Here is a 22,960-nt window from a genome sequence, read left to right on the forward strand (position 1 = left end):
CCTCAGAGTAGCCGGTCCGGCGCGAACGGGCCGAACAGCTTCAACAACAGCCGCAAGCCGACACTGGCGTCGGGCTCGGTGGCGCTGTCCTTCAGTCCGCTGTTCTGCGGGGCACGCCATACGAGGCCGTTGTCGCCGCGCTCCACATGCCATGCGCCGTCGCGCATGGCAATCTCGATCTGGCCACTCGCGACGCGGCAGAGTTCGTCGCTGCGGATCAGGAGCGCGATCTCGGTGTTCTGCAGTTGCGAGCGCAGATCGAGGTTCATCGAACCGACCACCAGCAGCCGGCCGTCCATCACCAGCGCCTTGGAATGCAGCATCGAGCGTGATTCGCCGGGCTCGCTGCCAGCGGAGCCGAAAGCACTGCCGAGCCCAGCCTGTTCGCTGCGCATCTCGTACAGGCCGACGCCCATCGACAGCAGCTCTTCGCGGTGCCGCGCATAGCCCACATGGGCGACCGGCGCATCGTTGGAAGCCAGCGAGTTCGTCAGCACGCGGATCCGGACGCCGCGCGCGAGTGCCGCCGCGAAAGCCTGCTTCATGTCCTGCCCAGGCACGAAGTAGGGCGAGATGATGAGCAGCTCGCTCTTCGCCTGGCCGATCAGCTGCAGCAGGCCCTCGACCACCGTTTCGCCGTCGGCAGCCGTATCGGCTGCGGCCGTGAGCGAGCTGCCGCCGCGCGCTGCGGCCGAAGAAGGCCGTCGGCCTTGCTGCGTCACGACGAGGCCCGGTGCCTTCTCATTGCCGGGACTGCCGCGCGGCACATCCGCCGGGATCTTGGCCGGCTTGTCGACCAGCACCGCCGCGGGTGCCCAGACGAAGGTCGCGCTCGTCAGGTCCATCGGCTTCTCGTCCCAGGCGCGAGCGCGCCGTTCGGTCGCAGGCGCAGCATTGGGAGGGCGTGGCTCGCTATCCTTCTCCTGCGCCTTGGGCTCGGCGCGGATCTCGTTGCGAATCGCCTCGAGTTCTTCACGCGTCACCAGCGACTGCACCGGATAGGCGCGTTCGTTGTTCCAGTAGGCGTCGAAGCTTCGCGAAAGGTCTTGCACGACCGGCCCCGCGGCCAGCACATCGAGGTCGACGAAATTGCCCGCTTCGCCATTGCCGAAATAAGCATCGCCCAGGTTGCGCCCCCCGGTCACGCCGAGCACGTTGTCGGCGATGAAGAGCTTGTTGTGCATGCGCTGCTGGATGCGCGACGCATCGTCGAGCGCATTGAAGAGGCGGCCCAAGCTCGAGCCCCTCGCCCCCGCCAGCGGGTTGAACATCCGCATCTCGATGCTCGGCACGAAGGCCAGGCGCATCACCAGCGCGTTGCGCCCCGTGCTGTGAAAGTCGTCGAGAAGGATGCGCACGCGCACGCCGCGCTGTGCCGCATCGCGTACCGCCTGGAGCAACCGGTCGGTGCTGGCGTCGGCATGAATGGCGTAGTACTGCAGGTCGAGGGTCTTCTGTGCGCCTTCGGCCAGCGCGAGCCGGCTGCCGTAGGCGGCCGGCGGACCGTCGAGCAGCAGAAAGCCGGATTCGGAGCGGGCGCCGGCGGCGGTTCGGCGTTGCTGCACCAAGGCTGCGAGCGGGGTCCCGGCGGGCGAGGCCAGCGAAGTCGAAACCGGCCGTTGCACATCCTTGGGCAGTTCGGCGCAAGCCGGCAGTACCAGCGCAATGCCCACTGCCACGCACCAGCGGCGGGCGGATCGTCCGAGAGCGCGGAATGCGAACATGCAGCAATTGATGAGTTTGGGTAACTACATGTATAGCGCACCCGCGCCACGCCGCGCGTCGGACGAAAGCCCGGCTATCCCTGGCGCGCCGCGCCGAGTTCTTCCCAGCGCTCGAGCGCGGCCAGCAGTTCGTCGTCGATCTGCGCATGGCGCTCGCCCAGTTCGGCTGCGCGCGATGCCTCGTTGGCGTAGATGGCGCCGCCGTCGAGTTCGAGCATCTCCGTGATGCGCTTCTGTTCTTCTTCCAGGGCTGCGATCTGCGTGGGCAGTGTCTCGAGTTCGCGCTGCTCCTTGTAGCTGAGCTTCTTGCGGGGCGTCGCGCGCGGGGCGGCTTCGGCGGCGGGCGCCGCGGCCGCCGCCGCAGGGGCTGGAGCGGGCGCAGATGCGGCCGCTCTTTGGGCAGCGAACTCTCGTGCGCGCTTCGACTGGATCAGCCAGTCCTGCACGCTGCCTTCGTACTCGCGCCAGTGGCCGCCGCCTTCGAAGGCGATGGTGCTGGTCACCACGTTGTCGAGGAAGGTGCGGTCGTGGCTCACGAGGAAGACCGTGCCGTCGTAGTTCTGCAGCAAGTCTTCGAGCAGCTCCAGCGTGTCGATGTCGAGGTCGTTGGTCGGCTCGTCGAGCACCAGCACATTGGCCGGCCGCGCGAACAACCGCGCGAGCAGCAGGCGGTTGCGTTCCCCGCCGCTGAGCGAGCGCACCGGTGAATGCGCGCGCGCGGGCGAGAACAGGAAGTCTGCGAGGTAGCTCTTGACGTGCTTGCGCTGGTTGCCGATCTCGATCCACTCGCTTCCGGGGCTGATGAAGTCTTCCAGCGTGGCGTCGAGATCGAGCGCATCGCGCATCTGGTCGAAGTACGCCACCTGCAGGTTGGCGCCGCGGCGGATCTTGCCGCTGTCGGGCTCGAGTTCGCCGAGGATCAGCTTCAGCAACGTGGTCTTGCCGGCGCCGTTCGGGCCGATCAGGCCGACCTTGTCGCCGCGCAGGATGGTGCCGGTGAAGTTCCGGATGACGGTGTTCTCACCGAAGGCCTTGGAGGCTCCCGTGAGTTCCGCGACGATCTTTCCGCTCGACTGGCCGGAGGCGACGTCCATGTTCACGCTGCCGATCACTTCGCGCCTGGCCGCGCGGTTGGAGCGCAGCGCCTCGAGGCGGCTGATGCGGCTCTGGCTGCGCGTTCGGCGAGCTTCCACGCCCTTGCGGATCCATAGCTCTTCCTGTGCGAGCAGCTTGTCGGCCTTGGCGTTGATGACCGCTTCCTGGGCCAGCTGCTCTTCCTTCTGGATCAGGTACTGCTCGAAATTGCCCGGGTAGGAGCCGAGCTTTCCCCGATCGAGCTCCACGATGCGCGTGGCCACGCGGTTCAGGAAGCTGCGGTCATGCGTGATGGTGACGACGCTGCCCTTGAAGTCGATCAGCAGCTGTTCGAGCCATTCGATCGAATCGAGGTCGAGGTGGTTGGTGGGTTCGTCGAGCAGCAGCACGTGGGGAGCGGCCACGAGCGCCTGCGCCAGTGCCACACGCTTGCGGGTTCCGCCCGACAGTGCGCCGATGCGCGCGCTGCCGTCCAGATGCAGGCGATGGAGCGTCTCGTCGACGCGCTGCTCCCAGTTCCAGGCATCGAAGGCCTCGATCTGCGACTGCAGCGCGTCGAGGTCGAGTCCCGCGGCGCCGGACAGGTATTGGTCGCGAATGGCGATCACTTCTGCCAGCCCTGCGCTCGCCGCCGTGAAGACGTCGGCGTCCATGTCCAGCAGGGGCTCCTGCGCAACGTAGGCGACGCGCAGACCTTGTTGAAGCTGCAGCGTGCCGTCGTCGGGCTTTTCCAGCCCGCCCAGGATCTTGAGAAGAGAGGACTTGCCGGCGCCGTTGCGGCCGATCAGGCCGATGCGCTCCGATTCGATGAGTGAGAAGTCCGCGTGGTCGAGCAGCGGGACGTGGCCGAACGCGAGTTGCGCGTCGAGAAGTGTGATGAGTGCCATGTGACGCCGATTATCGGAGGACTGGCTTGCCGACCCGAAAACTTGGCATATACTCGTGGGCTCGGCTCAAAACGACCCGTTGCCTTGCTTCCAACGAAGCGCTGCGCAGGTCGATGAAGGCAAGAGCTTCGAGCGTGGCGGGTGGTTCAAAACCGTGTCATAATCGAAGGCTCCGCTCAAGACGGCGAGCAGCTTGGGATCCTGAAGGGATCCGAGGTGGCGAGGCTGGAGTGAGTGGGGTGGGGAAGGAAGAAGAGAAGATCAAAAATTCTTCCAAAAAGTTTGGCGGTTCTTTAAAAATCGTGTGATAATCTAAGGCTTCGCTGATCGCAGCGAAGTGAGTGCAAGATAGAAGATGTTTTGCACTGGGATCGTTAAAAACATACAGCCGATAAGCGTGGGCGTTTGAGGCGAGTGGCCAAGTTCTTCGGAACGAAGTCGCAAGACTTTAAACGCTCATGAGAATAGAAGTGAAGTTCACTTCAATTCCGTTTTTATGAGTTTGCCTCGAGAGAGGCGAAAAAATTCAAGATCGAACTATAGAGTTTGATCCTGGCTCAGATTGAACGCTGGCGGCATGCCTTACACATGCAAGTCGAACGGCAGCACGGGAGCAATCCTGGTGGCGAGTGGCGAACGGGTGAGTAATACATCGGAACGTGCCCAATCGTGGGGGATAACGCAGCGAAAGCTGTGCTAATACCGCATAAGATCTACGGATGAAAGCAGGGGACCGCAAGGCCTTGCGCGAATGGAGCGGCCGATGGCAGATTAGGTAGTTGGTGAGGTAAAGGCTCACCAAGCCTTCGATCTGTAGCTGGTCTGAGAGGACGACCAGCCACACTGGGACTGAGACACGGCCCAGACTCCTACGGGAGGCAGCAGTGGGGAATTTTGGACAATGGGCGCAAGCCTGATCCAGCCATGCCGCGTGCAGGATGAAGGCCTTCGGGTTGTAAACTGCTTTTGTACGGAACGAAAAGGTTCTTTCTAATAAAGAGAGCTCATGACGGTACCGTAAGAATAAGCACCGGCTAACTACGTGCCAGCAGCCGCGGTAATACGTAGGGTGCAAGCGTTAATCGGAATTACTGGGCGTAAAGCGTGCGCAGGCGGTGATGTAAGACAGTTGTGAAATCCCCGGGCTCAACCTGGGAACTGCATCTGTGACTGCATCGCTGGAGTACGGTAGAGGGGGATGGAATTCCGCGTGTAGCAGTGAAATGCGTAGATATGCGGAGGAACACCGATGGCGAAGGCAATCCCCTGGACCTGTACTGACGCTCATGCACGAAAGCGTGGGGAGCAAACAGGATTAGATACCCTGGTAGTCCACGCCCTAAACGATGTCAACTGGTTGTTGGGTCTTCACTGACTCAGTAACGAAGCTAACGCGTGAAGTTGACCGCCTGGGGAGTACGGCCGCAAGGTTGAAACTCAAAGGAATTGACGGGGACCCGCACAAGCGGTGGATGATGTGGTTTAATTCGATGCAACGCGAAAAACCTTACCCACCTTTGACATGTACGGAATTTGCCAGAGATGGCTTAGTGCTCGAAAGAGAACCGTAACACAGGTGCTGCATGGCTGTCGTCAGCTCGTGTCGTGAGATGTTGGGTTAAGTCCCGCAACGAGCGCAACCCTTGTCATTAGTTGCTACATTTAGTTGGGCACTCTAGTGAGACTGCCGGTGACAAACCGGAGGAAGGTGGGGATGACGTCAAGTCCTCATGGCCCTTATAGGTGGGGCTACACACGTCATACAATGGCTGGTACAAAGGGTTGCCAACCCGCGAGGGGGAGCTAATCCCATAAAACCAGTCGTAGTCCGGATCGCAGTCTGCAACTCGACTGCGTGAAGTCGGAATCGCTAGTAATCGTGGATCAGAATGTCACGGTGAATACGTTCCCGGGTCTTGTACACACCGCCCGTCACACCATGGGAGCGGGTTCTGCCAGAAGTAGTTAGCCTAACCGCAAGGAGGGCGATTACCACGGCAGGGTTCGTGACTGGGGTGAAGTCGTAACAAGGTAGCCGTATCGGAAGGTGCGGCTGGATCACCTCCTTTCTGGAAACAAGCCACTTAAATTGAACGCCCACACTTATCGGTTGTTGGAAGATGTCGAGTCTTCGACATGGGTCTGTAGCTCAGCTGGTTAGAGCACCGTCTTGATAAGGCGGGGGTCGTTGGTTCGAGCCCAACTAGACCCACCATTCCTTCCGATAGTCTCGTGAGGACCCGGGGGATTAGCTCAGCTGGGAGAGCACCTGCTTTGCAAGCAGGGGGTCGTCGGTTCGATCCCGTCATCCTCCACCATTCACCGGTAGTTTGAAATTCAACACCAAAGAGGCTTTGTGCGCGAGCATGAGGCTTCTTTGTTGTTGATCGAGATCTCTTGATCAATCGGCTGTTCTTTAAAAATTCATAGAGTCGAATCAGCGTTGCTGATGGAAACTGCACATTCGTAAAGGTTTAGTGCAGACCGTGCCATCAGCGACATGAATTTTTGATTGCGTCAAATGAACTTCAATTTCGAGTCAAATCGAAAGTATGAAGACGGCATAACGCGTCAGGTGAAAGACCTGACATATTCCTTGAAATGATTTTGGTTTCTGTGAAGAAACGTCAAAGTTATAGGGTCAAGTGAATAAGAGCACGTGGTGGATGCCTTGGCGATGATAGGCGACGAAGGACGTGATAGCCTGCGATAAGCTTCGGGGAGCTGGCAAATTAGCTTTGATCCGGAGATTTCCGAATGGGGAAACCCACCGAAAGGTATCGCATGATGAATACATAGTCATGCGAGGCGAACCGGGTGAACTGAAACATCTCAGTAGCTCGAGGAAAAGACATCAACCGAGATTCCGAAAGTAGTGGCGAGCGAAATCGGAAGAGCCTGTTAGTGATAGCACAAGACTTAACGGAACAGCTTGGAAAGGCTGGCCATAGCGGGTGATAGCCCCGTACGTGAAAAGACCTGTGTGGTACTGAGCTAACGACAAGTAGGGCGGGACACGAGAAATCCTGTCTGAATATGGGGGGACCATCCTCCAAGGCTAAATACTCATCATCGACCGATAGTGAACTAGTACCGTGAGGGAAAGGCGAAAAGAACCCCGGGAGGGGAGTGAAATAGATCCTGAAACCGCGTGCTTACAAAAAGTCGGAGCCTCGTAAGGGGTGACGGCGTACCTTTTGTATAATGGGTCAGCGACTTACATTCAGTGGCAAGGTTAACCGAATAGGGAAGCCGTAGAGAAATCGAGTCCGAATAGGGCGTCCAGTCGCTGGGTGTAGACCCGAAACCAAGTGATCTATCCATGGCCAGGATGAAGGTGCCGTAACAGGTACTGGAGGTCCGAACCGACTAGTGTTGCAAAACTAGCGGATGAGCTGTGGATAGGGGTGAAAGGCTAAACAAACTTGGAAATAGCTGGTTCTCTCCGAAAACTATTTAGGTAGTGCCTCAAGTATTACCGTCGGGGGTAGAGCACTGTTTTGGCTAGGGGGTCATGGCGACTTACCAAACCAAGGCAAACTCCGAATACCGACGAGTACAGCTTGGGAGACAGAGCACCGGGTGCTAACGTCCGGACTCAAGAGGGAAACAACCCAGACCGCCAGCTAAGGTCCCTAAAATTGGCTAAGTGGGAAACGAAGTGGGAAGGCTAAAACAGTCAGGATGTTGGCTTAGAAGCAGCCATCATTTAAAGAAAGCGTAATAGCTCACTGATCGAGTCGTCCTGCGCGGAAGATGTAACGGGGCTAAGCCAGTTACCGAAGCTGCGGATTTGCAATTTATTGCAAGTGGTAGGAGAGCGTTCTGTAAGCCTGTGAAGGTGCGTTGTAAAGCGTGCTGGAGGTATCAGAAGTGCGAATGCTGACATGAGTAGCGTTAAAGGGGGTGAAAAGCCCCCTCGCCGTAAGCGCAAGGTTTTCTACGCAACGTTCATCGGCGTAGAGTGAGTCGGCCCCTAAGGCGAGGCAGAGATGCGTAGCTGATGGGAAACAGGTCAATATTCCTGTACCGATGTGTAGTGCGATGTGGGGACGGATCTTAATAGGTCATCCGGGTGTTGGATATCCCGGTTTAGTTGGAAGTAGGCGATGGGTAGGCAAATCCGCCCGTCATATACCGAGGCCAACGATCGAGCCAGCTTGCTGGTGAAGTGACTGAACGAGGTTCCAGGAAAAGCCACTAAGCTTCAGCTACACACGACCGTACCGCAAACCGACACTGGTGCGCGAGATGAGTATTCTAAGGCGCTTGAGAGAACTCAGGAGAAGGAACTCGGCAAATTGACACCGTAACTTCGGAAGAAGGTGTGCCCTATTAGTGTGAAGTGAACAACGGAGCATGAATGGGTTGCAAAAAATCGGTGGCTGCGACTGTTTATTAAAAACACAGCACTCTGCAAACACGAAAGTGGACGTATAGGGTGTGACGCCTGCCCGGTGCTGGAAGATTAAATGATGGGGTGCAAGCTCTTGATTGAAGTCCCAGTAAACGGCGGCCGTAACTATAACGGTCCTAAGGTAGCGAAATTCCTTGTCGGGTAAGTTCCGACCTGCACGAATGGCGTAACGATGGCCACACTGTCTCCTCCTGAGACTCAGCGAAGTTGAAATGTTTGTGATGATGCAATCTCCCCGCGGAAAGACGGAAAGACCCCATGAACCTTTACTGTAGCTTTGTATTGGACTTTGAACAGATCTGTGTAGGATAGGTGGGAGGCTTTGAAGCAGGGTCGCTAGATCTTGTGGAGCCAACGTTGAAATACCACCCTGGTGTGTTTGAGGTTCTAACCTAGGTCCATTATCTGGATCGGGGACAGTGCATGGTAGGCAGTTTGACTGGGGCGGTCTCCTCCCAAAGCGTAACGGAGGAGTTCGAAGGTACGCTAGTTACGGTCGGACATCGTGACGATAGTGCAATGGCATAAGCGTGCTTAACTGCGAGACTGACAAGTCGAGCAGATGCGAAAGCAGGACATAGTGATCCGGTGGTTCTGTATGGAAGGGCCATCGCTCAACGGATAAAAGGTACTCTGGGGATAACAGGCTGATACCGCCCAAGAGTTCATATCGACGGCGGTGTTTGGCACCTCGATGTCGGCTCATCTCATCCTGGGGCTGTAGCCGGTCCCAAGGGTATGGCTGTTCGCCATTTAAAGAGGTACGTGAGCTGGGTTTAAAACGTCGTGAGACAGTTTGGTCCCTATCTTCCGTGGGCGCTGCAGATTTGAGGAAGCCTGCTCCTAGTACGAGAGGACCGGAGTGGACACACCTCTGGTGTATCGGTTGTCACGCCAGTGGCATTGCCGAGTAGCTAAGTGTGGAAGAGATAACCGCTGAAAGCATCTAAGCGGGAAACTCGTTTCAAGATGAGATCTGCCGGGGCCTCGAGCCCCCTGAAGAGTCGTTCAAGACCAGGACGTTGATAGGTCGGGTGTGGAAGCGCAGTAATGCGTTAAGCTAACCGATACTAATTGCTCGTGCGGCTTGACCCTATAACTTTGATCTACGATCAAGGTGTTATGCCAAGTTGACGCATTCAAAACACTCAAAGCTGATTCCAAACTCTATGAATTCGTTGTATTGACCCAGTCAATACAACAACCCTTTATGCCTGATGACCATAGCGAGGTGGTCCCACTCCTTCCCATCCCGAACAGGACAGTGAAACGCCTCAGCGCCGATGATAGTGCGGGTTCCCGTGTGAAAGTAGGTCATCGTCAGGCTCTTACAGCCCCAAAAAGCCCAACCAGAAATGGTTGGGCTTTTTGCTTTTGAGTATTCCAAAAGCAATGAATGGCTACTTGTTTCGGACTTCCGTCTCATCGGCAAAGGCGGCCCCGGCCTTGACCAATTCCGCAAGAACCTCAGCGCTCAACTCATCGAGGGACGACGAGGCAAAGAAGCGCGCACGAATGACATCGAAGTAAGGTGTGCTTCGAGCCCAGTTTTTCCATTCGTCGACGCTCGTCGTCTGCAGTTCCAGCAGCTTGAATTTCATGAGCACCTTGAGCGCATGTCGGGCGTGCTTGACGGGATCACGCGATAGAGCCTCAAGCCTGCGCCGCGCCAATGAAAGCGCTTCCGCCACCTCGCTGAAGACGCCCCCATGGCCCGGGATCACGCATACCGGATCCAGCGCTTCGATCAAGTCGAGGGTGGCAGCCACCTCATCGAAGGACGGCTCCCCTGCCAACTCGGGAAACACGATGCCGAAGCCGCTCTCCCAGAGCGCATCGGCCGAGATCAGGGTGCGTGAGCCGGGCTCGAACAGGATGATCGAATGCGGGTCGTGGCCCGGCGCGGCATGCACCTGCCAAGCCAGGTCACCCAACACCACATCCCGGCCCGGCGCCAGAAGACCGTCGAAGCGAAAGCGAGGGCACTGCTGCCCGGTCGCCCGATAGCTCAGCGCATCCTCATCCCAGATTTGCACCAGAGATGCCTCTCCCGGCGGAATGAAGGTACGCGCCATGGGATAACGCCGCTGCAGCGCCGCGTTGCCGCCGCAGTGGTCGCTGTGCAAATGCGTGTTCAGCACAAGGTCGAGCGGCCGGTCTCCGAGCGCGGCCTCGACCAGCGCCAGTGTCTGGCTGCAATGCGTCGCGTAGCCGGTGTCGACCAAGGCCGTCTCGTCACGGCCCACCAAGAGGATGTTGTTGGACGAAAGCCATCCGCGCTCAAAAACCTGGAGCTGCGCCGGCAGACCAGCGGCCGCGCTCAAGCCGTCGCGCCTGGTCGCAGCTGGCGCCGGAGGATCTTCCCGACATTCGTCTTTGGCAGACTCTCTCGAAACTCGATGTGCTTCGGACGCTTGTAGCCGGTCAGCTGATCATTGCAGTAGCGCATCACGGTCTCCTCGGTCAGCGAGTGATCCTTGCGGACGACGAAAACCTTGATCGCCTCGCCCTGCTTCTCGTCCGGCACCCCGATCGCCGCGCACTCGACAACGCCGGGGCACAGCGAGATGACATTTTCCAATTCGTTCGGGAACACGTTGAACCCGCTCACCAGAATCATGTCCTTCTTGCGATCGACGATTCGGCTGTAGCCGTCTTCCTGCATGACCGCGATGTCGCCGGTCCGCATGAAGCCGTCGGCGGTGAATGCCGCCGCGGTCTCGGCCGGCTGGTTGTAGTAGCCGGTCATGACGTTGGGTCCCTTGATGCACAACTCTCCCGCCTCTCCCGGGGGCAGCGAGCGGCCTTCGTCATCCTTGATCGCGATTTCAATGCTGGGCAGCGGCAACCCGATGGTTCCGGTGAACGCGGTGTTGGAGACCGGGTTGTTGGTCCCGATCGCGCAGGTCTCGCTCATGCCCCAGCCTTCGATCATCGGGCAGCCCGTGGCTTCGAACCACTTGCGGGCGGTGCCCTCGGAAGCCGCCATGCCACCGGCCTGCGAGACAAAGAGCGTCGAGAAGTCGATGGTCTTGAACTGCGGGTGCATCAGCAGGGCATTGAACAAGGTGTTCACCGCCGGCAGCATGTGGAAGGGTCGCTTCTTGAGCACGGCGATGAACTTGTCGAAGTCGCGCGGGTTGGGGATCAGCGTCAGGTGCGAGCCCTGGCGGATCGCGAGCAGGCACAGCGTCAGCGCGAAGATGTGATACAGCGGAAGCGCCGCAATGCTGTTGACCTTGGACCGATCGCCTGCCCGTTCCAGTGCGGGCGTGAACCAGGCTTCGGCCTGCAGCGTCGCGGCGACGATGTTGCGATGGGTCAGCACCGCGCCCTTCGACAGCCCCGTGGTTCCACCCGTGTATTGGAGGAAGGCGATCGAATCGAGCGTGCTGGGGTCCGGGGCCAGCGTACGCCCCTTGCCCTCGGCCATGACCTGGGGAAAGGGCGTGACGGTGCGCCCGTTGTCCAGCGGTAGCTTGTATGGCGGAACCATCTTGGCGAGATGCCGCACGGCCACCGTGATCCAGGTGCCGTAAAGGCCTCCGAGCAGATCGCCCATCGAGGCGACCACCACGTGCTTCAAGGGCGTCCGCTCGATCACCTGCTCGAGCGTCGCCGCGAAGTTCTCGAGGATGACGATCGCCGTCGCACCCGAATCCTTCAGCTGGTGTTCGAGCTCGCGCGCCGTATACAGCGGGTTGACGTTGACGCAGGTGTAGCCCGCGCGCAGCACGCCGCACATCGTGACGGCGAACTGCGGCACGTTGGGCAGCATGATGGCCACGCGCGCGCCGGGCTCCAAGCCACGCGACTGCAGCCATGCGCCCATCGCCTTCGACAGCGCGTCGAGTTCGCCATACGACATCCATCGTTCCATGCACACCGAAAACGGCCGCTCGGCGTAGCGCGTGAATGATTCGTCGAACAGCTGCCCCAGCGAGCGGTACTGCTCGGGATGGACTTCGTGCGGCACGCCGGCCGGGTAGTTCTTCAATATGGATGACTGCATGCGATCTCCTTTGGCGCGGATTGTCGAAGCGGGTCCGCCCTTGCCGCCAGCGGGCTTGTCCTAGGGTGGCGCCCGATCTGTCGCGCATGCGATAGTCGGCCGCATGGTTGCGCGTCTCCAGCAGTGTCTTGTGCTCGGCGGTCTTCTTGTCGCGATCGCCTGGGCGAGCTTCTGGTGGAGCCGGTCGCCGCTCGTGGCTGTGCTCAGCCTCATCGCGTTGACCTGCACCCACACGACCGTCCTTGCGATCGAGTTCGTGGCGAGCTACCGCATCAACGGCCGCGACCCTCTTCCCCGCGCCAGAGTGCCCCAGTGCATCAGGGCGTGGCTGGCCGAGAGCTGGCTCGCGCCTCGCGTTTTCTGCTGGTACCAGCCCTTTCATTCGCGTGCCGTGCCTGATCACCTGCCGGCCAACGGTCGAAGGGGCGTGGTGCTGGTCCACGGCTTTCTATGCAACCGCGGCTTCTGGAGCCCCTGGTTGCGCGAACTGCGCGCCGACGACCGTGCCTTCGTTGCGGTCGATCTCGAGCCTGTCCTCGGCTCGATCGACCACTATGCACAGACCATCGACGACGCCATCCTGCGGGTGACTGCAGCGACCTCCCTGCCGCCGATGCTGATCTGTCACAGCATGGGTGGCCTCGCCGCCCGAGCCTGGCTGCGCGACGCCGATCCAACGCGCGTGCACCGCATCGTCACCATCGGCGCGCCGCACCGCGGCACCTGGCTCGCGCGCTTCGGCCGCACGGTCAATGGGCGCCAGATGCGAGTGGGAGGCGATTGGATGCAGAAGATCGAAGGCGAGCGGGCCAGCACGCGGCAGGTTTCCTTCACCTGCTGGTACTCGAACTGCGACAACATCGTCTTTCCGACGTCGAACGCGACGCTGCCCGGCGCCGACAACCGTCTCGCCGACGGTCGTGCGCATGTGGAGATGGCCTTCGATTCCAGGTTGAGGCGCGAGACCCTGGCCCTGCTCGAGCGCTGAAGCGCGCCGGGAAAAAAAGCTAGGCCGTGGATTCGCCCGGCAGCAGCACGCCGGCCTCGATGTCGGGCTGCATCGCGAGTTCCTGGTAGAGCGGCGTGAAGTCAGGCGCCGTCAGCTCGAACAACTGCGCAAAGCTGTTGATGACGAAGTAGGTGCTCTGGTAGCTGTCGATCTTGTAGCGCGTGCGCATGGTGCGCAGCAGATCGAGCGGCAGCCGGTAGGGCTCAGGGCTGCGTACCGCGTGCCGCAGCTCGCCGACCGAGCTCAGGACGCCCGCGCCGTAGGCGCGCAAGCCGTCCGGCTGGCGAATGAGCCCGAACTCGACCGTGTACCAGTAGAGCCGCGCAAGCTTCTCGCCGGCGCCCAGCTCGTGCGCCTTGATGCCGCCCTGGCCGTAGCGCTGCACATAGTCGGCGAAGGTCGGATCAAAAAGCATCGGCACATGGCCGAACAGATCGTGGAACACGTCCGGCTCGACGATGTAGTCGAACTCCTCGGGCTTGCGGATCCAGTCCGTCACCGGGAACTTGCGGTTCGCGAGCAGCGTGAAGAAGGGCAACTCGGGGATGAGTCCGGGCACCGCGACGACTTCCCAGCGCGTCGCCTTGTAGAGCCGCTCGTTGATCTCCTCGAAGCGCGGAATGCGGTCCTTCACGCCGAGCGAAGGCAGCGACGCGATGAAGGCATCGCAGGCGAGGCCCGGCAACTGCGCGGCTTGGCGTTCATAGAGACGCCGGTAGGTGTCGTGGTCGGCCGGCGTGTAGCTGGCCCAGTCCTGCGGGCAGGTGTAGTCGGCGAGAACGGCGCCGCCGCGCGAATAGTCGCCGCGCGGCGGGCGCTCCGATTGACCGTAGACGGCGGGCATGACCGCACCTGTTGGCGTCTCCATGAAAAGCTCCGATGTTTCTTACTTGAGCCAGCGGTCCATCACGCGCTGGAACTCGCCGCCCGCTTGCGACAGGTGCAGCCATTGGTCGACATAGGCCTTGAAGGCCATGTCGTCGCGCGGCAGCATCCAGGCCATCTCGCCGTATTGCAGCGGCTTGTCGGGATTGACGGCGCACAGACCCGGCTTCAGCTTCTGCTGGGTGATGGCCTCGGCAGATTCGGTGACGAAGACGTCGGCGCGGTTCGCGAGCAGCTCGTCGAAGATCGTCACGTTCTCGCCGTGCATCGTGAGCTTGGCGCGCTTGAAGTTGGCGCGCGCGAAACGCTCGTTGCTGCCGCCCGGGTTGAAGATCACGCGCACTTCCGGCTTGTCGATGTCGGCGACGCTCTGGTACTTGGCGACGTCCGCGCAGCGTGCGATCGGCGTCTTGCCGTTGACCATGTAGGGCGCGCTGAAGAAGGCACGCTTCTGGCGCTCGGTCGTCACCGACACGCCGCCCACGGCCAGATCGCACTTGCCGGCCGCAAGATCGGGCAGCAGATTGGCCCAGGTCGTCTTGACCCATTCCGGCTTCGCATTGAGGCTGGTGCTGAAGCTGGCCATCAGGTCGACATCGATCCCTTCGTAGCTCGCATCCGGCTTCTGGAAGCTGAAGGGCTTGTAGTCGCCCGGCGTGCAGATGCGAAGCACGCCAGCCTTTTGCACCGCGTCGAGATGCGACGAGGCCGCGCCCGCACGCTGCTGCGGATTCATGGCGCAGCCGCCGAGGACGAGGACCGCGGCTGCGATCCATGACGAGCGAATCCAAAAGGTCTGACGCATTCCGCGCTCCTGTGTGTGATGGGGCGGCTATTGTGCGGCGGCCAGCACACCACGGCGCATCTGGTCGAGCTCGATGCTCTCGAACAGCGCCTTGAAGTTGCCGTTGCCGAAGCCGTCGTCGCCCTTGCGCTGGATGAACTCGAAGAAGATCGGGCCCAGCTGGTTCTCGCTGAAGATCTGCAGCAGCAGCGCGTCCTTCTTGCCGTCGATCAGGATCTTGCGCCTGTGCAGGTCCTCGACGTTTTCGCCGTGGCCCGGAATGCGCTTGTCCACCAGTTCGTAGTAGGTGTCGATGGTGTCGAGCAGCTTGACGCCGTTGGCGCGCAATGCGTCGACGGTCTTGTAGAGATTGTCCGAGCCCATTGCGATGTGCTGGATGCCTTCACCGTGGTAGAGGTCGAGGTACTCCTGGATCTGGCCGGCCTGTTCCTTGCCTTCCTCGTTGATCGGGATGCGGATCTTTCCGCACGGGCTGGTCATTGCCTTGCTCTTCACGCCCGTGACCTGGCCTTCGATGTCGAAGTACTTGACCTCCTTGAAGTTGAACAGGCGCTCGTAGAAGTCCGCCCACTCGTTCATGCGGCCGCGATGCACGTTGTGCGTCAGGTGGTCGATGTAGGTCAGACCGTTGCCCTCGGGCGCCAGCGCTTCGATCGCGCTGAGGCCGGGCAGGGCTTCGAAGTCGACGTCGTAGAAGCCGATGTTGCCGATGTCGCCGAACTGCGCGCCGTTCTTGCCGCGCCACCGGTCGACCAGGTAGATCAGGCTGTCGCCGATGCCCTTGATCGCCGGAATGTTGAGCTCGCCCGGACCGGCCTTGTCGGCAAAGCCCCAGGCGCCGAGCGCGATGGCGCGCTCATAGGCGGCCTTGGCGTCCTGCACGCGGAAGGCGATGGCGCAGACGCTGGGCCCGTGCTGGCGCGCGAAGCGCTGGGCAAAGGAGTCCGGCTCGGCGTTCACGATGAAATTGATCGTGCCCTGGCGGTACAGCAACACGTTCTTGTGACGGTGCTTGGCCACGGCCTTGAAGCCCATGCGCTCGAACACCTGGCCCATGGCGGCCGGATCGGGTGCGGCATATTCGATGAATTCGAAGCCATCGGTGCCCATGGGATTCTCCCAAGGGGTGAAGGCGGGGGCGTCGGCGGTGCTCATGGGCTTGTCTCCAATGGAAGGCGAGAGGATGGGAGGGCGGGATTCAGTGTCGCGCCGCGCATGCGCAGCGTCCGTGTTGAACTGTAAAAGCGCCAGTCATCATGATTTCAGCGTTATTGCGCCTGCTGTGCGGCTTAAACGCAAGAAAACTGCGAAAATACAGAAATGGACGCACTCGACAAGCAAGATCGTATTATCCTGCGCACCCTGCAGATTGACGGACACGCCACCTACGACCAACTGGCCGAAGAGGTGAGCCTCTCGCCCAGCGCCGTGCTGCGGCGGGTCAAGCGCCTGGAGGAAAGCCGCGTGATCGACCGCTATGTGGCGCTCGTGAAACCCGAAGCGGTCGGCCTGGGGCTCACGGCTTATCTCAATGTCCGGCTCGAAAAGCACACCGAGAGCCACAAGCGCAACCCCATGGACCTGTTCCGCGCCAGCGTCCAGACCTGGCCCGAGGTGGTCGAATGCGCCGCGCTGACGGGCGAAATGGACTACCTCCTGCGCGTGGTCGTCGCCGACATGGCGCACTACAGCCGTTTCATCATGGACACCTTGCTCAAGCACCCCAGCGTGCAGGACTGCAAGACCAGCTTCGTGCTCGACCGCGTCAAGGCGACCACTGCTGTGCCCGTGTAACAACATATTGGTTGCGTGCACCCCACGGGATTGGTATTCGTTTACCAATGACCTACTTTTTCGTCCCTATGGTCTTGTTGGTTAGGGGAAAACCCTTATATTGAATGCATGCTTACCGCCAAGGCACTCCTCAAAGCCTCGCTTGGCCTCGGCTCTTTCCTGAAAGCGCCGATGGTTGAGACCCAGCCACGCGCCGCCGCGCCCGCACCCGTCATGGTGCCGATCCGCTCGATCGGCCCACGCGAGCGCGACCGCATTGCGCAGCATCTTCTTGCTCTCAAGCCGCACGATCGCTACCTGCGTTTCGGCTATGCAGCCTCCGACGAGCAGGTCCAGCGCTATGTCGACGGCCTGGACTTCGACCGCGACGAGCTGTTCGGCATCTACAACCGTCGTCTCGACCTGATCGCGATGGCCCATCTCGCATTCGCCCCGGCAGACCAGCACAAGGATTGCGCCGAATTCGGCGTCTCGGTGGCCGAACATGCGCGCGGGCGCGGCTACGGGGCGCGGCTCTTCGAACGCGCGGTGGTGGTCGCGCGCAACGAAGGCGTCGGCATGCTGTTCATCCACGCGCTGAGCGAGAACGCCGCCATGCTCAAGATCGCGCGCAATGCCGGTGCGACCGTGGTGCGCAGCGGCTCCGAGTCCGAGGCGCACCTGCAACTGCCCGATGCGACCTTTGACAGCCGCATGAGCGAGATCGCGCTGGAACATTACGCCGAAGTCGATTTCCAACTCAAGACGCGTGCCAAGCAGTTCTGGGCTTTTCTCGCGAGCGTGCAGGAAATCCGCAGCGGCGTGCGCGCCGCCCGCGACCAGTCCTCGCCCTGAACGGGGCCATACCGGGGGAGGCACGTGCTTCTTCCGGTATCCTTGTGATCCCCCAACTCCGCCCTCCCGCAGTGGCCGACCCTCACCCTGAACGCGCGCCCGTCGAACGCGAAGACAAGCGCAGTTTTCTGCAGAAGCTCGCCGAATTCATCCATCCGGGCCCCGACTCGCGCGACGAGCTGATCGAAACGCTCGCCGATGCCGAGGACAACGATGTGATCGGCGCCGAATCGCGCGTGATGCTCGAAGGCGTGCTCCGCATGGCAGACATGACCGCCGGCGACGTGATGGTGGCGGCGCCGCGGATGGACCTGGTCAACATCGACGCGCCCTACGACGCGCTGCTGCACCTCGTGATCGACACCGCGCACTCGCGCTTTCCGGTGTACGAGGGGGAAAAAGAAAACATCATCGGCATCCTGCTCGCGAAAGACCTGCTCAAGCTGCAGCGCGCGCCGGGCCTGAACATCCGCGCGCTGCTGCGGCCCGCCACCTTCGTGCCCGAGAGCAAGGGCCTGAACGATCTGCTGCGCGAGTTCCGCGGCAACCGCAACCACCTCGCGATCGTGATCGACGAGTTCGGCCGCGTGGCAGGCCTCATCACCATCGAGGACGTGCTGGAGCAGATCGTCGGCGAGATCGAGGACGAGTTCGACATCGCAGAGGACGAGGGCGACATCTTCGGCCTGGCCGACCGCACCTACCGCGTCTCGGGCGACACGCCGATCGAGCGCGTGGCGGAGGCCTTCGGCATCGTCTTCGACGAAGAAGTGCTGAGCGAAGACTTCGACACCATCGGCGGCCTGATCGCGCACGAGATGGGCCATGTGCCCAAGCGCGGCGAGCACTATGCGCTGGGCGCCTTCGACTTCGTCGTGCTGCACACCAAGGGTGGCGCGGTGCGCTGGTTCAAGGTCTCGCCCGCACGCGGCGACGACGCGACCGATTGAAAACGCTTGCGCGCGCGCTGGGCTTCGGCATCGCGGGGCTCGCGCAGGCCGCGGCCATCGCGGCCCCCTGGAACGGACAGCCGCTCTGGTGGCTGCAGCTGATCTCGCTCGCGGCGCTGGCCTGGCAGCTCGATGCGCTGCGGGCTCGCACCAGCCCGCGCTCTTCGTGGCGCAGCGCAGCCTTCTACGGCTGGCTGTTCGCGACCGCCTGGCTCTGCGGCACTTTCTGGTGGCTCTTCATCTCGATGCACACCTACGGCGGCCTCGCTGCGCCGCTCGCTGCGCTGGCGGTGCTTGCGCTCTCTGCGGCGCTGGCGCTGTACTACGCCGCGGCCTGTGCCTTCTTCGTCGCGTTCGCACCGGCCAGCCGGGCGTACGCGGCCGCGCTGTTCGCGGCCCTGTGGACCCTGGCCGAGCTGTTGCGCAACAGCTTGTTCACCGGCTTTCCGTGGGGTGCCGGCGGCTACGCGCACGTCGACGGGCCGCTTGCCGCCTATGTGCCCTGGCTCGGCGTCTACGGCGTCGGCATGCTGGCCGCGGGCATCGCGACGCTGGCAGCCCTGTTGCTTCGCCATGCGCGCGGCCGCGCATTGGCGGCGCCGGTCGCCGTGGCGCTGGTGCTGCTTTGCGTGCCCGCTCTCATCGGCGCGGCACGCGGCGAAGCCGATGAGGCAGCACAGTCGCGCGGCCGCCTCGGCCTCGCGCTGCTGCAAGGCAACATCCCGCAGGACGAGAAATTCATTCCGGGCGGCGGCATCGCGACCGCGCTGAGCTGGTACGGCGAGCAGCTGCAGAGCGCGACCGCATCGCTCGTGATCACGCCCGAGACTGCGCTGCCTCTGCTGCCTTCGCAATTGCCGCCCGGTTATCTCGATGCGATCGCTGCGCGCTATGCGAACGGCAAGCAGGCCGCCATCGTGGGCCTGCCCTTGGGCGATGGCCGGCTCTACACCAACACCGTGCTGGGCTTCGGCCCGGGCCAGGGCACACCCTATCGCTACGACAAGCACCACCTCGTGCCCTTCGGCGAATTCATTCCGGGGATGTTCCGCTGGTTCACCGAGATGATGAGCATCCCGCTCGGCGACTTCAAGAGCGGCGGCCTCGCGCAGCCGCCCTTCGCGTGGCAGGGCCAGCGCATCGCGCCCAACATTTGCTATGAAGATCTGTTCGGCGACGAGATCGGCGCGAACTTCCGCGACGAAGCCAGCGCGCCCACCATGCTGCTCAACGTGAGCAACATCGCCTGGTTCGGCGACAGCATCGCGATCGACCAGCACCTGGCCATCTCGCGCATGCGTGCCCTCGAGTTCCAGCGGCCGATGGTGCGCGCCACCAACACCGGCGCCACCGTCGTCATCGACCACCGCGGCCGCGTCACGCATGCGCTGCCGCGGCTCACGCGCGGCGTGCTGGTGGCAGAGGTCGAAGGCCGCACCGGACTGACGCCCTATGCGATGTGGGTCTCGCGCTTCGGCCTCTGGCCGCTGTGGGGGCTGGCGCTGCTGATCGTGGCGGCGAAGCTGCTGCTCAGCCGGCGACAGGCCAGTCGCGCAACTTCCCGGGGTTGAGCAGGCCCTGCGGGTCGAAGCGCTTCTTCATTTCGATCACCTCGGGCGGCAGCGGACCGCCGGCCTTGCCGTCCTCGACGATGTTGACGTGCGGGTTGTTGATGTGCACGCCGCGCTCGCGGTGCAGGCGGATGATCTCGTCGAGCCGCTCCTCGGTCGTGAAGCGCACCAGCTGCAGCCCGCTGCAGGTCATCAGGCCTGCGGCAGTGCGCAGGAACTCCAGGTGCATCATGACCTCGCCCGCGAACAGCTGCTCCATCTCGGCGACTTGCTGCACATGCTGTCCCGGCGTGAAGCCGCTTTGCAGATAGGTCAGGTTCTTGTCGACCTTGAGGGCATGCAGCGTCGTGTGGTTCCAGGTGAACTCCATCAGCGTGCGGTTGCTCTTCTGCACCTCCTCGGCCGTCTTGCGGTAGCTCACCGTGCCGCCGTGCGCTTCAACGAGTTCCAGCATCGGCGCCTCGCAGGATTCGGCCACCAGAGAGAGCACCGCATGGCAGCCCTTCGGCAGATGCTCGGCCAGCTGCGCCAGGTGGTCCGGCACCGGGCTTCCGAAGAAGGCGACCTCGCGTTTGACGATCCCCGGTGCATGGGCGAGTGCATCGGCAAAGGCCAGCGCCTGGTCGAAGGACTCGAAGACGACCAGGCTCTCCAGCCACGGATGGGCCGGTGCCAGCCCCACCTCGAGCTCGAGCACCAGTCCGTTGGTGCCCCACAGGTGGTGCATGCGCAAGGCTTCCGCGCCGCGCAGCTCGACGACCTGCGGTTCGGCCTCGATCGTCATCGCGCGCAGGCCCAGCACGTTGCCGGTGGCGCCCAGCGGCCCGTAGTTGATCGAACCCACGCCGCCGAAGCCGCCGCCGAAGAGCCCGCCCAATGTCGCGCTGCGGTAGGTGGAGGGCACGCAGCGCAGTTCCTGGCCCGAAGGTCGCGTGTGCTTCTCGAGCTCGCCGAGCCGGATGCCCGCCTGTGCGCGCGCCACGCCGGGGCCCACCCATTTCATGGCGTTGTAGCCCGTCATGTCGAGCACCACGCCGCCTGCGAGCGGCGTGGTCTGGCCGTAGTTGCCGGTGCCGCTGCCGCGGATCGTGATCGGCACGCCGCGGCGCGCGCAGGCGCTCACCACCGCGCGGATCTCGTCTTCGGTGCGCGGGCGCACCACGGCATCCGCGCGCTTGTCTTTCAGCTGGCGCTGCAGCACCGGGCTGAACCACGAGAAGTCCTGCGAGAGCCGGGCGATGCGGCTCTCGTCGGTGATCCAGTCGAGTTCGGGCAGTTCCAGATGCAATTGCTCGATGGCGGATGCGGGCGCGTTCATGAAGAAATCAGTCTTGTGAAAGTTCGCTCGCGTGCCAGGAGCCGAGCGCGAGCTTGGTGAGCCAGGCCATCAGCACGAACAGCGCGACGCCGGTCAATGAAATCAGGAGCAAGGCTGCGAACATGCGCGGGATGTTGAGCTGGAAGCCGGCCTGCAGGATCTGGTAGGCCAGCCCCGCGCCGGAGCCGCCGGTGCCTGCCACGAATTCGGCCACGACGGCGCCGATCAGCGCCAGGCCGCTCGAGATGCGCAGCCCGCCGAAGAAGTAGGGCAGCGCGCTCGGAATGCGCAGGCGCACCAGCTGCTGCCAGCGCGTCGCACGGTTGAGCTTGAAGTAGCTTTGCAGGTCGGGCTCGACGCTGCGCAGGCCGAGCGTGGTGTTGCTGATGATCGGGAACAGCGCGACCAGCGCCGCGCAGACCACCATCGCCGCGGTCGGGTTCTTGACCCAGATGATGATGAGCGGCGCCACTGCGACGATCGGCGTCACCTGCAGCAGCACGGCATAGGGAAAGAGCGCGGTCTCGATGCGCTTGCTCTGCACGAAGAGGAAGGAGATCAGCACGCCCGCGATCGTGGCCGCCACGAAGGACAGGACGGTGATCTTCAGCGTGACGAGCAGCGCGTTTCCGAGCGGCACCCAGTCGGCGATGAGCGTCTTCATCATCAGGTAGGGCGAGGGCACGAGGTAGGGCGGCAGCTCCATGGCCGTGACCAACCCCTGCCACAGTGCGAGCAGCACCACGCCCACCAGCACCGGATACAGCACGCGCTGCGCGCGCGGCTGCTGCAGAAGAGGCAGCCGCGCGCTCAAACCGCGGACTCCTCGTGCGTGCCATTGCTGGCGCGCAGCAGGCTGTCCTGCAGCCGCTTCGCATAGCGACTGAACTGCGGCGAGACCATGAAGTCGGCGCTGCGCGGATAGGGCTCGTCGATCAGGACCTGCTCGACCACGCGGCCCGGCCGCGCCGCCATCATGATCACGCGGTTCGACAGGAACACCGCCTCGTGGATCGAGTGGGTGACGAAGATCACGGTCAACTTTTTCTTGCGCCAGAGGTCGAGCAGCTCGGCATCGAGCTTGTGGCGCGTGATCTCGTCCAGCGCGCCGAAGGGCTCGTCCATCAGCAGCAGGTCGGGCTGGGTCACCAGTCCGCGTGCGATCGACACGCGCATCTGCATGCCGCCGGAGAGCGCGCGCGGCAAAGCCTGCGCGAACTTGTCCAGGCCCACCAGCTCGAGCGCCTCCGCGACGCGGGCGTCGGCCTCCTTGCGCGGCACGCCGGCCAGATCCAGCGGCAGGCGCACGTTGCTGCGCACGCTGGCCCAGGGCATCAGCGTCGGCGACTGGAACACGAAGGCCATCTTGTGGGCGCAGCTGTGGAGCTCGGCCACCGGCTTGCGCCACAGCAGGAGGCGGCCGTCGCTCGGCTCCAGCATGCCGGCCACCATCTTGAGCAGCGTGCTCTTGCCGCAGCCCGAGGGGCCCAGCAGCGTGACGAACTCGCCTTCTGCGATGGCGAGGTCCACCGGCAGCAGCGCCTGAGTGCCGTTGGGGTAGGTCTTCTCCGCCGAGAGCACCTCGACCGCGGGCATGGCGGGTACAGCGGGTGCCGCGGGCGGCGCGAGGACGGCGGGCTCGATGCGATTCATGACGAT

General features: G+C 62.3%; 15 protein-coding genes, 2 tRNA genes and 3 rRNA genes. 10 read left to right on the plus strand and 10 right to left on the minus strand.

Annotated elements, in window-relative coordinates; genetic code table 11:
• Positions 1 to 2 precede the first annotated feature (2 nt).
• Together ACSQ9I_RS04390 and ACSQ9I_RS04395 are read right to left on the minus strand one after the other, a co-directional pair.
• Entirely contained in the window at positions 3 to 1,724 is a 1,722-nt protein-coding gene (locus tag ACSQ9I_RS04390) for a phospholipase D family protein (protein WP_436312387.1), read from the minus strand.
• Positions 1,725 to 1,798: 74 nt separating this feature from the next.
• Positions 1,799 to 3,706 (minus strand): ATP-binding cassette domain-containing protein, encoded by a 1,908-nt coding sequence (locus tag ACSQ9I_RS04395; protein ID WP_436312388.1) that lies wholly within the window; start codon positions 3,704 to 3,706, stop codon positions 1,799 to 1,801.
• 534 nt (positions 3,707 to 4,240) lie between these two features.
• Between ACSQ9I_RS04395 and ACSQ9I_RS04400 the strand changes: the two genes are divergently transcribed.
• The 5 genes from ACSQ9I_RS04400 (at position 4,241) to rrf (ending at position 9,449) form a co-directional block, all read left to right on the plus strand.
• Positions 4,241 to 5,775, plus strand: a 16S ribosomal RNA gene (locus ACSQ9I_RS04400).
• A gap of 69 nt (positions 5,776 to 5,844) precedes the next feature.
• A tRNA-Ile gene (locus ACSQ9I_RS04405) sits at positions 5,845 to 5,921 on the plus strand.
• A 27-nt stretch (positions 5,922 to 5,948) separates the two neighbouring features.
• Positions 5,949 to 6,024, plus strand: a tRNA-Ala gene (locus ACSQ9I_RS04410).
• Positions 6,025 to 6,345: 321 nt separating this feature from the next.
• Positions 6,346 to 9,218: ribosomal RNA gene (locus tag ACSQ9I_RS04415) — 23S ribosomal RNA — on the plus strand.
• 118 nt (positions 9,219 to 9,336) lie between these two features.
• Positions 9,337 to 9,449 (plus strand): 5S ribosomal RNA (gene rrf / locus ACSQ9I_RS04420).
• The 16S, 23S and 5S rRNA genes sit together here with 2 tRNA genes alongside, the layout of an rRNA operon.
• A gap of 74 nt (positions 9,450 to 9,523) precedes the next feature.
• Here the strand turns inward: rrf and ACSQ9I_RS04425 are convergent.
• Together ACSQ9I_RS04425 and ACSQ9I_RS04430 are read right to left on the minus strand one after the other, a co-directional pair.
• Entirely contained in the window at positions 9,524 to 10,447 is a 924-nt protein-coding gene (locus ACSQ9I_RS04425; RefSeq protein WP_436312389.1) for an MBL fold metallo-hydrolase, read from the minus strand.
• A complete protein-coding gene (locus ACSQ9I_RS04430; protein ID WP_436312390.1) occupies positions 10,444 to 12,135 on the minus strand; it encodes an AMP-binding protein in 1,692 nt (563 codons plus the stop codon). The genes ACSQ9I_RS04425 and ACSQ9I_RS04430 overlap by 4 nt, the downstream gene beginning before the upstream one ends.
• 103 nt (positions 12,136 to 12,238) lie before the next feature.
• On the opposite strand from ACSQ9I_RS04430, the gene ACSQ9I_RS04435 reads away from it, so the two are divergent.
• Positions 12,239 to 13,123 carry an esterase/lipase family protein gene (locus ACSQ9I_RS04435; RefSeq protein WP_436312391.1) on the plus strand — a complete coding sequence of 295 codons (885 nt, stop codon included), beginning with the start codon at positions 12,239 to 12,241 and terminating at the stop codon, positions 13,121 to 13,123.
• Between the two features lie 19 nt (positions 13,124 to 13,142).
• Here the strand turns inward: ACSQ9I_RS04435 and phhA are convergent, their stop codons facing one another.
• From phhA to hppD, 3 genes are read right to left on the minus strand one after another with little or no spacing between them, the layout of a single operon-like run.
• The gene (gene phhA, locus ACSQ9I_RS04440; RefSeq protein WP_436312392.1) at positions 13,143 to 14,012 is read right to left on the minus strand and encodes a phenylalanine 4-monooxygenase; all 870 of its coding nucleotides are present in this window, start codon (positions 14,010 to 14,012) and stop codon (positions 13,143 to 13,145) included.
• 18 nt (positions 14,013 to 14,030) lie between these two features.
• Positions 14,031 to 14,834 (minus strand): transporter substrate-binding domain-containing protein, encoded by an 804-nt coding sequence (locus ACSQ9I_RS04445; protein WP_093109450.1) that lies wholly within the window; start codon positions 14,832 to 14,834, stop codon positions 14,031 to 14,033.
• Positions 14,835 to 14,861: 27 nt separating this feature from the next.
• Complete coding sequence (hppD, locus tag ACSQ9I_RS04450; RefSeq protein WP_436312393.1) at positions 14,862 to 15,989, minus strand: 4-hydroxyphenylpyruvate dioxygenase; 1,128 nt, start codon at positions 15,987 to 15,989, stop codon at positions 14,862 to 14,864.
• A 165-nt stretch (positions 15,990 to 16,154) separates the two neighbouring features.
• On the opposite strand from hppD, the gene ACSQ9I_RS04455 reads away from it, so the two are divergent.
• The 4 genes from ACSQ9I_RS04455 to lnt all read left to right on the plus strand — a co-directional run bounded on the left by ACSQ9I_RS04455 (position 16,155) and on the right by lnt (position 19,983).
• Positions 16,155 to 16,628: an Lrp/AsnC family transcriptional regulator gene (locus ACSQ9I_RS04455; RefSeq protein ID WP_093109452.1), complete on the plus strand. Its 474-nt coding sequence runs from the start codon at positions 16,155 to 16,157 to the stop codon at positions 16,626 to 16,628.
• A gap of 108 nt (positions 16,629 to 16,736) precedes the next feature.
• A complete protein-coding gene (locus ACSQ9I_RS04460; protein ID WP_436293819.1) occupies positions 16,737 to 17,462 on the plus strand; it encodes a GNAT family N-acetyltransferase in 726 nt (241 codons plus the stop codon).
• A 71-nt stretch (positions 17,463 to 17,533) separates the two neighbouring features.
• Positions 17,534 to 18,412, plus strand: a complete 879-nt coding sequence (locus ACSQ9I_RS04465; RefSeq protein ID WP_093109454.1) for an HlyC/CorC family transporter — start codon at positions 17,534 to 17,536, stop codon at positions 18,410 to 18,412.
• Positions 18,409 to 19,983, plus strand: a complete 1,575-nt coding sequence (gene lnt / locus ACSQ9I_RS04470; RefSeq protein WP_436312394.1) for an apolipoprotein N-acyltransferase — start codon at positions 18,409 to 18,411, stop codon at positions 19,981 to 19,983. The genes ACSQ9I_RS04465 and lnt overlap by 4 nt, the downstream gene beginning before the upstream one ends.
• Here lnt and ACSQ9I_RS04475 read toward each other — a convergent pair.
• Genes ACSQ9I_RS04475 through ACSQ9I_RS04485 form a run of 3 tightly spaced genes read right to left on the minus strand, consistent with a single transcriptional unit; the run spans position 19,943 to position 22,954 of the window.
• A complete protein-coding gene (locus tag ACSQ9I_RS04475) occupies positions 19,943 to 21,301 on the minus strand; it encodes an FAD-binding oxidoreductase (protein ID WP_436312395.1) in 1,359 nt (452 codons plus the stop codon). The genes lnt and ACSQ9I_RS04475 overlap by 41 nt on opposite strands.
• Before the next feature lie 7 nt (positions 21,302 to 21,308).
• Positions 21,309 to 22,115 (minus strand): ABC transporter permease, encoded by an 807-nt coding sequence (locus ACSQ9I_RS04480; RefSeq protein WP_093109457.1) that lies wholly within the window; start codon positions 22,113 to 22,115, stop codon positions 21,309 to 21,311.
• Positions 22,112 to 22,954 (minus strand): ABC transporter ATP-binding protein, encoded by an 843-nt coding sequence (locus ACSQ9I_RS04485; protein ID WP_093109458.1) that lies wholly within the window; start codon positions 22,952 to 22,954, stop codon positions 22,112 to 22,114. The genes ACSQ9I_RS04480 and ACSQ9I_RS04485 overlap by 4 nt, the downstream gene beginning before the upstream one ends.
• Between the last annotated feature and the right edge of the window lie 6 nt (positions 22,955 to 22,960).

Source organism: Variovorax sp. LjRoot84 (assembly GCF_964254305.1).
GTDB lineage: Bacteria > Pseudomonadota > Gammaproteobacteria > Burkholderiales > Burkholderiaceae_C > Variovorax.